This is a genomic window from Rhizobium favelukesii, assembly GCF_000577275.2.
Taxonomy (GTDB): domain Bacteria; phylum Pseudomonadota; class Alphaproteobacteria; order Rhizobiales; family Rhizobiaceae; genus Rhizobium; species Rhizobium favelukesii.
The window spans coordinates 1-11,667 of sequence record NZ_CBYB010000052.1; the positions used below are offsets into that span (position 1 = coordinate 1).

Below are 11,667 nucleotides of genomic sequence, written 5' to 3' on the forward strand. Positions count from 1 at the left end.
CGCCAGTTAAGTTTGCCGCGTCAACCAGCGTTTTCCTCAACATTGATGTGAAATGGACACGGCACCATCTGGTACATGGATGCCTGCTATCAAAACAATCGATTTTCTCAGTTCCCGACCAAAGTATAAGATTGGGCAGTCGGCGTCGTGCGACTCATCATTAGGAGCATACAAATAGTGAATATCGTTTCCCTGATTAATATTCCTTCCTTTCCACGTGACCCCGGCCGTACGCCTCCCTCCGAGACGCCTCCCCCCTCTAACGACTTAAATTTGGGGCTGGGGAACGGCGATAACATATTCGCGGCGGGCAGTGGCAACGACCGGATTTGGGGCAACCGCGGCAATGACTGGATCTTCGCCGGGCCAGGCAACGACACGGTTTTGGGGGGGGACGATAACGACACGCTCTATGGCAACTACTCGTATTCGTCGTCTCGCGGTGCAAAGGGGGATGACGATCAGCTCATTGGCGGCCGCGGAAACGATCACCTCATCACCGGTGACGGTGCGGACACTCTGACTGGCGGCGCTGATAACGACCGATTCGAATTCTCGTATAATGACCCGATGTCCGGTTCGGATCGTGTCGTCACGAGAGTCACGGATTTCGACCCGGCCGAGGACGAAATTGTATTGGACCTTTTGGACTTCGACCGTTTTGGCCGACCACCCTCGGAGCAGGGAACCGTTGGGAACTTCATCAACGGCCGGAGCCCTATTTTTTTAACCAATCAAAGCTACACATCTGCGTCTGAGGCCGCAAAAGCTGCTTCCCACGAAGTTCGCGGCGACATCTTGGTTTACTGCGATGCTAACGGAAGCGGCGCAGTTCTGGCCTATGTTGACGGTGATAACACCGCGCATGAGTTCGGCTATCTGGAAAATCTGACCATGGCTGACGTAGCCTCCTTGACCTCGAACCATTTCGATTACTCCTGACCGGTAGTCCGCACGGGAGCACCCCAGCGCGATACCAAGGCCGCTCCGCCTAACCGCCGCATGTCAAACCGATAGCCAAACTGTTCGAGCCATCCCATCAGTTTCTCCATCACACAGAAATAACCGCAGTTAAAGTTTGGCGCAATTGGAGATTGATTTGCAAAGCCGGGGAAACGTCAATTTCGTCAACAAGGAAAACAAGACCTCAATCGGAGGATACGTCTCGGAGTCCGCAAGCGGTCCCTTGCACGGGCTCTCGGCTGCGGTGTATTGAGGCGTAACGGACTTGTGAACAGTCGCATGCAAAAGATGAACAACAAAGCGTTTAGGCTTACCTTCTTGGTCTTTCTGAACAACGTCATGCATAATGAGCCGTAGAACTTTGAAACATTCAAGCAGCTGTAGGCGCGCTCTTGCGCCCGGTTATCGGCAGCTACCGCTCCGTAATCTGTTTATGAACCCTCCGGGCGAGAATGTCATTCGATGCCGCAGTTGAGGGACGACGGCGCTGATCAGCTTTCGAATGTGGTTGAGCTGAAGTCGCTTTCCTTTCAGGAACCGCTCGCGATTGGTCTGATGCGATTGAGGGCCCAGCGCGGGTTGACGAACAAGGACCTCGCCGAGCAACTCGGCGCGTCGGAAGCCTATATGTCCAGGTCATCCGCGGCATGCGGCCTGCTAGTGTGACGTCCCAGAGATTGTGACTCGTTGAGCAAAGGTATTGGATAAGACTTTGCCATCTTTCGCGGGCTTGGTCTGTCGAGAACATCCATCGGATTTGAGCACCACTTTCGGTTCGACGCCGCTCCCAGGCGTCAACCGCGGATTTGAGCAAGTCGCGGTTGTCGATACGGCGGTCAAGACACTGTCGGCGCATGACGCCGATCTCGATCTCAGCCATATTAAGCCAGCTCGCATGGCGGGGCGTGTAGTGGAATTCCAGACGTCGCAAGATCCGAAGCGCCTCGGCGGCTGGGGAGGTCTGATAGACAGCGCAGGCCGTGTGGGTCGATAAATTATCCATCACGACACGGACCCGGTCGGCGTCGGGATCATCGAGGTCGACCAGGTCGCGCATGCAGACGGCGAAGTCCTCGTTGGCGCGCCGATCTGTGACCTTGACCTTGCGCCATGACCTATTGGCGTCGACCATAACGAAGAGGTTGGCCGTGCCATTGCGCTTGTATTCGGAGTCGTAGCGGTATCGCTTCCCCGGTTTCCGCACGATAGGCACGCGCACCTCGCCGATGAGCTGGATCGGACTTTCATCGAAGCAGACGACTGGCCGCTAAGGATCACTCGGCTCGGTGTAGAGATCGAGGAGATCCTCCATCCGGGCGATATATTCGCCATCGATTTTGGCGTAGTGGCCCCATAAATCTCCGGACATGATCTCTCACTTAATAAGTGAGCGAGGTAATGTGCCCATTATGACCAGTCACCATCCGAAGATAGAAGTGCTGTCGGGTCCTGAACGCCGCCGTCGCTGGTCGACAACGCCTGCAACGAAAGCCGCTCGTGGCCCAACGTCAAACGCGTCTATCGGGTGATGAAGGTGCATGGCCTGCTTCTTCAACGCCATACAGCGGCGATTGATACGCGCCGCCACGACGGCCGCGTTGCCGTGGAGCAGTCGAACCTGCGTTGGTGCTCGGACGGCTTCGAAATCGGCTGAGACAACAAAGAGAAGGTCCGCGTTGCCTTTGCTCTCGACTGCTGTGACCGCGGGGCCATCGCCCATGTGGCGACCACCGAAGGGATCAAGAGCAAGGACGTGCAGGACCTTGTCATCACCGCCGTCGAGAACCGCTTCGGTCGCATCAACACCCTTCCAAAGCCCATCGAGTGGCTGACCGACAACGGCTCGTGCTTCATGGCGAAGGACACGAAATCGCTGCTGCTCGATATCGGCATGGAGCCTTGCTCGACACCCATTCGCAGCCCGCAGTCCAACGGAATGGCCGAAGCCTTCGTCAAACCTTCAAGCGCGACTACGTCTCGGTTAATCACATTCCGGACGCCGAAACCGTGATCGCCCAACTGCCTTTGTGGTTCGAGCACTACAATGCGCTTCACCCACAAAAGGCTTTGGGATATCTATCCCCGCGTGAGTTCTTAAACCGTCAAACAGAAGTCTGATCCTGTCCGGTTTTTATGGGGCAACTCCCAGCCGCCGCGCACAGTCTTGGTTCGGCGGGCAAGGTCAGCAATCGTTACGAAGGGGTTCGGCGCGATGGTGAACTCCATTCCATGATGTTCGCCGGTCCAGATCGCGTGCATGCCGCCTCTGTCGGCGATTTCGCAAAGCGTGACGAATTGCTCGTAGAGCGTCTTGTGGTCCTGCTCAGCATCCAGGCGCTCCATGTGAACGAAAAGTGAGAATTTCATGAGCGTGCGCCCTTCTTCACGGTCGGATGGACAGTGCCGCCGGTCTCGTCGCCGAAATACATGCCGAAATTGCCTATAGAGCTCTCGAGAACGAAACGATTGATGATGTCGGCAGTCGCACTACTGCTAAACCAGGCCGCAGCGATCTCGGCCGCTCTCAGAAACCGTCCTTCTCGTGGGGCACCCTCGCTGGCAAGCGCGTGGTAGACGATGTGTTGGCGACCATCGCTCTTGTCCTCGTAGACCGAATAGAGAAACCCGATGGTGACTTTCAGCCCGGTCAATTGATCGAGATGCGCGGCCAGCGTGCGGGCAGGATCGCCCCCTTGGACAGTGCAATTCGGGAGCGACAGAATTTCATCCCCCAGCAGGAACACCGAGCCGTGCTGTTCGAGCACCGCGCCGAGACGAATCTCCCCCTCGACGGCAGCGGAAACGGCCTTGCCTGCCAACCTCGGAGTGAAGTAGCCGCCACGTACATAGCCCAAACCATTTAGGCCGCTGTTTTCGAAGGCGATGACGCGTCCGATCATGATGACATGATCGCCCGCATCAATGATGTCCTGCATCGAGCACTCGAACCACGCCGCCACATCGGAGAATATCGGGCAGCCGCTCGGACCACGCCACCAATCTACTGCCGCGAACCTATCCTGCACTGGTCGGGCGAACGTGTTGGAAACTTCTTTTTGCGTTTCAGACAGGACGTTGATGGCAAAACGCGCCGCACCGGTCATCGTTGCATAATTGCGCGAGGTCTTGGCAACGCAAACGAGCAGCAGGGGCGGATCTAAGGAGACCGACGAAAAGGAATTGGCCGTAAACCCGATCGGCCTACCCGCCGCATCGCTGGCCGTGACCACTGTCACTCCGGTCGCAAATGCACCGAACGCGTCTCGCAAGACTCTCGGATCGATAATTTTCGCAGTCATCTCGGTTTCTCCAATGAAAGAACGCAAGGGGCAAAACACCGCCATTTGGCGGCTCTTCCTTGGGTTCTGTTATGTTTTGACCGACGTTTTGGCCGATCGAGTAAATCTCTTCCTTCCGTGAGACAGGCATCTGCCGTTCGGTTCTTGAACCATTTTCCAATGCGTGACCTGGCCTGTGGCTTCGGTCACAGAGTGGCGTTCTGCTCCCGGTTTCCCATTCTCCTGAAAGAGCGCAGCCCAGACCTGCCGGGCTCGCTAGAACGACATCAGGACAACCGGGATATCGTCGACGCGCCTTCCATGGTGGTGGGGTAATCCCCAATTTTTAACAGGGCTCGGCGGTAGAATTCACGCGGCCATTTTCAGTTTCTGTGCGGGTGTGATGCCGCCGATGCCCATATTGGGCCGTTCGTTGTTGTACGTCCATAGCCACTGCGTGGCGAATTCCTGTGCCTCCTCGATACTTTCAATGATGTATTGGTCGAGCCATGTCGGACGGTGCGGTTGTAGCGCTCGACATAGGGCATTCTGTTGCGGCTTTCCGGGCTGGATGTGGCTCAAAGCAATTCCTCGCGTTTCGGCCCACTCCATCAGTTTGCCACTGACGTATTCAGGTCCACTATCCACACGAATGGCGAACGGTTTGCCGCGCCATTCGATGATCTGGTTCAGACTGCGGATGACGCGTTCAGCAGGCAGCGAGAAATCCACCTCGATGCCCAACCCCTCGCGGTTGAAGTCGTCCAAGACAGTCAACAGCCGGAATTGCCTACCGTCTTCCAAACGATCCGCCATGTAATCCATGGACCAAACCACGTTCGGTGCTTCCGGCACGGTCAAGGCATCGGGCTTGTCCCGCTTCAAACGCCTGCGTGGCTTGATCCTGAGGTTCAATTCCAGCTCGCGGTAGATGCGGTACACGCGCTTATGGTTCCAGCGATGTCCCCGGACATTGCGCAGGTAAAGAAAGCACAGGCCGAAGCCCCAGGTCTTCTTCGCCCTCGTCAGCCCGATCAGGAGATCGGCAATCTGCTCGTTCTCGTCGTTCAGCTTTGCGCTGTAACGATAACATGTCTCGCTGACATCGAAGGTACGGCAGGCCAACGCAATGCTGACCCCACGCAACGCCACTGCTTTCCCAGCCATCTCCCGGCGTTGAGATGGCCGCGTCATTTTTTTCCAAGAGCCTCCTTCAGCAGTTCTGCCGGCATGCTCATCTCGGCATACATCTTCTTCAGCCGACGGTTCTCATCCTCCAGAGCCTTCATCTGGCTGATCATCGAGGCGTCCATGCCGCCATACTTCGAACGCCACTTGTAAAAGCTAGCAGTGCTCATCCCGTGTTCCCGGCATAACTCCGGCACAGAAACGCCGCCTTCTGCCTGGCGCAGGATGGCAAGGATTTGAGGTTCGCTGAATCTGCTCGTCTTCATCAAAATCTCCTCGATCATAAAGCCGGAGAAAATTCTACTTTTGAAGCCCGTTAATTACCGGGGGGATTACCGCCCAACTGCCTTTGTGGTTCGAACACTACAATGCGCTTCACCCACAAAAGGCTTTGGGATATCTATCCCCGCGTGAGTTCTTAAACCGTCAAACAGAAGTCTGATTCTGTCCGGTTTTTATGGGGCAACTCCATGAGATGCGTCAAAGTCATGCATCGGCATTATCGCAACGTGGTCTGGATTGGTTATGGGTGCGTAGACTGCTGGTTCGTCAGATTCGCCCCGCATTGACCCCACGACGGTCGGAGCGACTTCTGGCGCGTTGCCGCGGAACAGAGAAGCGTTCAACCACTGAACCGAGTGTAGCGAGTAGTCTGTACCCATTTCTACGCTTGGCTTTCTAGTGGCGTAAAGGGCGGAATAATTGTCGACGTAATCCCTCGGAGACATTGTCTCTACGTTTCTACCCGCGGAAATACGCGAGCCGTGGTCGCCATGAACGACGATCGTGGCATCCTGAAACCTTTTATCGCTGACAACCGCATTAAAGAACTTATCCAGTTGCTTGGCCAGACAGAGCGTTTGAGCGAAGTAGAATCCATATTCTTCCGCGCGCGCCTCATCTAGCTTTTGACCTACCAACCCGCGTGCTTCCGTAAGATAGGATCTCGAAACCCAACGGTTCGTTGGTTTGCAATCTTTGTCGTAGACGGCAGGACTGTGCGGAAATAGAAAATGCCCAAAAAAGGCGTTCCCACGACCTTTATCTAGAATTGTGTTCTGAAACTGTTGAAGCCAGTAAGGAAAGGCTAGTTGGTCGTAAGATCGCGGATGCCATTCCTGCAATTCCGTCTCGAATGTCCCCAACATATTGGAGGCCGCGACTCCAACTGCTGCCATTGCAAAGCTTCTCCTGTTTCCATCCACCAGCGCCTTAACATCCGCCAGTGCCGCAGTAGCGGGAGGAACGTCCCGGTATGGTCCGCCCTCGATTCGCTGCCGTTCAAGAAACCTAGTTCCGTCAAATGATGCGAAGGTATGGCAATCGACTTTGATTTCGGTTTGGCAGTAATCTACATGAGCAGACTGGAAGACGGTGACTGCTAACCCTTGTTGATGCCACAGATCGAACAACGACAATTCCTTGAAAGTCGTTACCTTGCCCGGGTACGCATAATGCGATCCATCGCCGGGGAAATTATACGAATAGTCCATGTTCAAGGCGGCTGGGACCGAAACTTGAGTAAGAACGTGCCGACTGAAGGCCTTTGAATGGAGCCGAAACCCATACTTCTGAAAAACCTGCAACAATGCGGCTTTGGCTTCTGCTCCATGTGGTAATCTTGTGTCGATCCCAGAAATGCCGATCATTTCATCAGTCACGATATAAATCACGGCCGGGGCAGATTCTTCGGCGCTCGCCTCAGTAATCAAGCCGCGATCAAGAATTGTAGAGCCCAGTAAGGCTACCGCAAATGCGGCCATCATGCGGGGCACAGCGGCCATGAGCTTGAAGAGGGTAAGAGTAAGAACAACCAGTCCAGCGAGCGCCGATGCGGCGGCGCCCCACGTTCCGATGTGCTCTCCTAGTTTCCAGAAGAGACCGTATGAAAGATCGCCAAAAAGGAAAAGCGTAATGGCGAGTGTTCCTGCTGTTATGACATTGCCAACAGCTCCCCATTTATAACAAAGCGATGCAATCATACCCAAGGTAAGCCCAAGAATAGCAATGCAAGCGATGACGGCGTAACCTGCATCGCTTCTGGGATCAATATACACGCCCTGAAAAGCATCAATGATCGGAGTAACCAGAATTACCAGCGGTGATAGTAGTAACGCGATGCGTTTCATTTCTGCTTTCTCCTATCTCTCGAACGTGTACAATATTCGTTTGCTGCCAGGTATTAGGTGCTTACTCAGCACCCGAGCTTTCTGGCTCAACGCGCTCTCAAAAGACTCTTCGTCGTAATCACGGAAGATGTCCTCTCGACCCGCCAACATGCGTCGCACAGTTTCGTCGTCCTTGGGGACGAATTCGATAATTCCCTTTGGCGCAACTTCGGTCACCCACGCGACAACCTCGGCAAGGGGAACGTTGTGAGCAATTGCCAAATGATGTTCGAAGGCTAGCGCCAGAACAGCATCTGCCGAAAACCGTGAACTGAATCCTTGACGCTCCCGCTCGCCCCACCCTTGGCTCGGCGATGGATTACGTGCATCAAGATAAAGTGGAAGAAAGTTCCTTGATGTCTGGACTGATCGGTCGAACGCAGCATCGAGCGCGTGCGGATCGAAATCAAATCCGATCGCCTTTTCTGCACCATTCTCCAAAGCTACGTAGCTAAAGTCACCCGTATTACAGCCAAGATCGATTATTGTTCGCGGCTTATGTTGAGCGACAAACTCTGCGACGTACTGCCCCTTATCACTTCTCTGGGTAGCTGTGTAGGTGTTGTTCGCCGCGTATCCTTGCCAAACCGTTTGCTTTCCAACATCAACTTTCAGTCCACCAATCCAGCTGTAAAGTTGGGCGAGCATGGCACGGAAGGCACCCTTAGGAAGCCGTCTCGCACTCGAGCTTCCAAGATCCGCCTTGGTCTGTGATGTCTTAGAGGACTGCAGCTTTGCAGGCAAAATAATATGTGTAAACAACTTATGGGACAGCCAATGTCGGGCACTCAGCAGCTTTACGAAGTCCGCACTCGGCACCCCTTCGAGATTGCCGCGATACCAGCTGTGGTGCGTAATGTCGAAAATGGAACGCAATAACAGGGGAATCAGAAACTGCTCACAAAATTGCTTATGGCCATACCAAAGCTGCCCATCACGGTACGGTTTTATCGACAGATGGTCGATGAAAGTTGGCCGCGACCCTTCAAACTGAACGTTATAAGCGGTCGCATCCGATAAGCAAAAACCCTGATCAAGTAGATCAAGCTGCAGTTGAAGATGAAAAAGAGCTGCCGCCTTCAATCCGGCAAACGACCACTCGTATGGGTAGGTGATTTGCTCCAGGCGGGGATGCTGCAGAACTCGAGCAATACTTCCTTGAAAAAGCTGGTGAACGCTCGGTTCCGCGTCTGAAAAGTCAACAAGTCGCCGTTCATCGACGAGCTGACGCATCGCCTTCTCTGCACTTGCAAACTCGATGGCTGCGGCAGTATCCATCGTTCGCAAGATGCAATCTTGGAAATTGAAGACTTGACCAGAGGGATCTCTAAAGGAGCCGGGGACGCGCCCCGGCTTCGGTGCGTCCGCCACCAACTTACTTACCGCCATTCTTGCCGTTGTTCCCCCGGCCTAAAAAAGATCTGACGGCCCATCTAATCCTATTCCAATAACCGGAGACAGTTGCTCCGGCGATCGCTAACGCGCCGATCAAGCCTTGAACGAGCATGCTGCCCGTGCCCGGGTCGAGATAAGCATGAGCTGGTACAATAGAAAGGATGAGAAATCCCGCAGCACCTATAAATATCGGCATCGATGTCCCCTTCGTGTGCTGGTTGCTATTCAAGTTCAACGATCGTCAACTACCTGTGCCTGTGCCTATCATTCCGCTGTTCTTGGGTCTGTTGAGCCTCGAATGCAGGCGTGGAAGCGGCGCCTCAGACAGGGTACTTTTGGCTAAAAGCGGAGAGGCAGGCAGCGCGTCATAGAGAAGCTCGAGCGCCCGCAACACGCGTCATCAAGGCACCTAGGGTTCAGCCTCTGACCCGAGCTGGACTTCCCATGACCTTTGCGCCCGCAGGAACATCGCGCGTTACTACGCTGCCCGCGCCAACGACTGCATGATCGCCAATCGTCACGCCTGGGAGAATGATTGCGCCACCGCCGATCCAGACGTGCCTGCCAATGCAGACAGGTCGTCCGAGCTGCAGCCCCGCCTGCCGCTGCTCGGGGTCATCTGGATGATCGGCGGTATAGATCTGCACAGCGGGCCCAATTGCGGTTCCTTCCCCAATCGTCACCTTTGCCACGTCGAGGATTACGCAGTTGAAATTGAGGTAAGCGTGGGCTCCGATACGGATGTTGTAGCCGTAGTCGCAGTGAAAGGGCGGACGGATGACCGCTCCAGGCCCAACCTCGCCTAGCCGTTCGCGGAGGTACAAATGCCAACGTTCGGCGGAGTCCCCCAAACCACCATTGTACCGCTTCAGCCAAGCCCCAGCAGCCAGCAAGTCGGCTTGGATTTCCGGGTCCGCTGCATTGTACATCTCGCCCGCGAGCATCTTCTCTTTTTGAGTGCGTGTCATCGTTTCTTCTCAGACCGTCCTTGATAGCGTTAGTAGGTTGTTTCCCCGAAGGTACTGTAGGCCTAATTCCGGCTCGTTTAACGGCGAACGCCAACCGCACCCACTCAAATTCTTCCGCCGTCTCCTATCGACCATACGCGATGATTGGTAAAATCGATTGTTTGGATCAATTGCATCCGCGCGGTGGATGACAACAATATTGGGCGCACGCGATGAGTCTCGTGCGGAGTTCATGGGAGGGACAAAGACGAGAGTGACCCGGCCTGCGGCCGCGGATGGGCCGCTCTCGGCTCCGCCGGACGGCCTCATCGGGCACTTCTACGTCCACAACGAAGATGATTCAGGCTTCGTCTGCGAACGCGAATGACTTCTTCAACGGCCTGCTTGTCCTTATAGATCCAGCAAAGAAAACCAATCGTGGACGCTCAGTCCCAATTGTTCGAGGTGGGACGCCAGCGTATTTGCTAGGTCACCGCCTGCTGCGCTGCAACTCGGAAAGGGCAAGTTTTCATCGCCCAATGGAAAAAGCGAGCCGTGGCGCTCCAACACGGCGGCGGCGCAGATCTCTCCGCCGCCCGCCGCAGAGGAAACGGCTTTTGCAGGGACTCTCGGAGTGAAGTAGCCGCCGCGGGCATAGCCCAGACCATTCAAGCCGCTGCTTTCGAAAGCCGTCACGCGACCGACCATCATGACGTGGTCGCCCGCCTCGATGACATCATGCATCGAACATTCAAACCACGCCGCCACCTGCGCGAATATCGGACAGCCGTTCGGACCCCTCGCCCAGTCGACAGCAGCGAAGCGATCTTCCGCGGGGCGGGCAAATTTAATGGACACATTCTTCTGGGCTTCTGAGAGTATGTTGATCGCGAAGTGCTCGGCTTTGGTCACTGTTGGGTAGTCGCGCGAAGTCTTGGCAAGGCAAACGAGCAGCAGCGGCGGATCCAAGGATACAGACGCAAAGGAGTTGGCAGTAGAACCAACTGGCCTGTCCGCCGGATCGTTGGCTGTTATGACCGTCACTGCGGTCGGAAAGGCTCCAAAAGCCTCGCGCAAGGCTCTCGGGTTGAAAACATCCGCTTTCATGCTACTCCCTCCTTGCGCGCCAGCCATTCTGCCATCGTCGCGTTGACGGCTGCTGCGGTGAGTTTCACCATGTCCTGGCCCGCCGCGATATGGCCCTTCCGCTCTCTGGCGACTTGAGATCTGCAGTGTCCTGCGGATTCGAGCCGCCGTCGGAAGCCCTTCTTGAGATATTATGTCTTATGGTATGCCATAATATTCTGCTGTCAAGCGACTCTTCGTGCGGGCTCACCAGAGTGGTCAAGCCCGCGCCAGGTACAGCGGGCCAGACCATAGGCGCGCTTCAGGCATGAGATGCCTGCCTCGATGCCGGCGCGGAAGTTGCGGAGTTTGCAATAGACCCAGCGGCTCTTGACCATTTCTTCGATCGTGAGGCCGCTCTTTTTGTGGAAGGCCATGTCGCGCACGCGTCTCGGCTCGACCTGACATCCATGCCGCCACGTGAGACGCACCGGCGAATGCCGGTAGCTGGCAATGCGCTCATTTACGCCAGAAACTCCTTTCGCCGCGATTTGCACACATCGTGCCGACCACACGGCTCCAAAGGTGCCACCAAATGGCCTGCAACTCGCTGTCAAAATGAGAAAAACAGCCGTTGGCGAGTAGCGGAGGCGCATGCGCCTC

The 11,667-nt window shown here is 55.4% G+C and carries 9 protein-coding genes and 4 pseudogenes; 3 read left to right on the forward strand and 10 right to left on the reverse strand.

Going from position 1 to position 11,667, the window contains the following annotated elements; translation table 11 throughout:
• The first annotated feature begins 177 nt into the window (after nucleotides 1-177).
• The gene (locus tag LPU83_RS37995) at nucleotides 178-942 is read left to right on the forward strand and encodes a calcium-binding protein (RefSeq protein WP_162392066.1); all 765 of its coding nucleotides are present in this window, start codon (nucleotides 178-180) and stop codon (nucleotides 940-942) included.
• Nucleotides 943-1,425: 483 nt separating this feature from the next.
• Nucleotides 1,426-1,629 carry a helix-turn-helix domain-containing protein gene (locus LPU83_RS73900; protein WP_051166780.1) on the forward strand — a complete coding sequence of 68 codons (204 nt, stop codon included), beginning with the start codon at nucleotides 1,426-1,428 and terminating at the stop codon, nucleotides 1,627-1,629.
• Here LPU83_RS73900 and LPU83_RS38000 read toward each other — a convergent pair.
• Nucleotides 1,587-2,302, reverse strand: a pseudogene (locus LPU83_RS38000) (IS630 family transposase); the annotation flags it as partial. The gene LPU83_RS73900 and the pseudogene LPU83_RS38000 overlap by 43 nt on opposite strands.
• A 135-nt stretch (nucleotides 2,303-2,437) precedes the next feature.
• On the opposite strand from LPU83_RS38000, the pseudogene LPU83_RS38005 reads away from it, so the two are divergent.
• A pseudogene (locus LPU83_RS38005) lies at nucleotides 2,438-3,081 on the forward strand (DDE-type integrase/transposase/recombinase); the annotation flags it as partial.
• Between the two features lie 30 nt (nucleotides 3,082-3,111).
• Here the strand turns inward: LPU83_RS38005 and LPU83_RS38010 are convergent.
• The 9 genes and pseudogenes from LPU83_RS38010 to LPU83_RS38050 all read right to left on the reverse strand — a co-directional run.
• Nucleotides 3,112-3,330, reverse strand: a pseudogene (locus LPU83_RS38010) (LLM class flavin-dependent oxidoreductase); the annotation flags it as partial.
• A complete protein-coding gene (locus LPU83_RS38015) occupies nucleotides 3,327-4,262 on the reverse strand; it encodes a flavin reductase family protein (protein WP_024318862.1) in 936 nt (311 codons plus the stop codon). The gene LPU83_RS38015 and the pseudogene LPU83_RS38010, both read right to left, overlap by 4 nt.
• 348 nt (nucleotides 4,263-4,610) lie before the next feature.
• A protein-coding gene (locus tag LPU83_RS38020; protein ID WP_231052363.1) for an IS3 family transposase occupies nucleotides 4,611-5,695 on the reverse strand; the annotation gives its coding sequence in 2 pieces (ribosomal slippage) (nucleotides 4,611-5,443 and nucleotides 5,443-5,695; 1,086 coding nt in all).
• A 189-nt stretch (nucleotides 5,696-5,884) separates the two neighbouring features.
• Entirely contained in the window at nucleotides 5,885-7,558 is a 1,674-nt protein-coding gene (gene noeB, locus LPU83_RS38025; protein WP_029710541.1) for a nodulation protein NoeB, read from the reverse strand.
• Between the two features lie 12 nt (nucleotides 7,559-7,570).
• Nucleotides 7,571-8,986, reverse strand: a complete 1,416-nt coding sequence (gene noeA, locus LPU83_RS38030) for a nodulation protein NoeA (RefSeq protein WP_029710540.1) — start codon at nucleotides 8,984-8,986, stop codon at nucleotides 7,571-7,573.
• Nucleotides 8,973-9,188 carry a hypothetical protein gene (locus LPU83_RS75335; protein WP_082323320.1) on the reverse strand — a complete coding sequence of 72 codons (216 nt, stop codon included), beginning with the start codon at nucleotides 9,186-9,188 and terminating at the stop codon, nucleotides 8,973-8,975. The genes noeA and LPU83_RS75335 overlap by 14 nt, the downstream gene beginning before the upstream one ends.
• Nucleotides 9,189-9,408: 220 nt before the next feature.
• A complete protein-coding gene (nodL, locus tag LPU83_RS38040) occupies nucleotides 9,409-9,960 on the reverse strand; it encodes a nodulation O-acetyltransferase NodL (protein WP_024318860.1) in 552 nt (183 codons plus the stop codon).
• A 390-nt stretch (nucleotides 9,961-10,350) separates the two neighbouring features.
• Nucleotides 10,351-11,046 (reverse strand): flavin reductase family protein, encoded by a 696-nt coding sequence (locus LPU83_RS38045; protein WP_024318859.1) that lies wholly within the window; start codon nucleotides 11,044-11,046, stop codon nucleotides 10,351-10,353.
• Between the two features lie 203 nt (nucleotides 11,047-11,249).
• Nucleotides 11,250-11,450, reverse strand: a pseudogene (locus tag LPU83_RS38050) (hypothetical protein); the annotation flags it as partial.
• Nucleotides 11,451-11,667 lie beyond the last annotated feature (217 nt).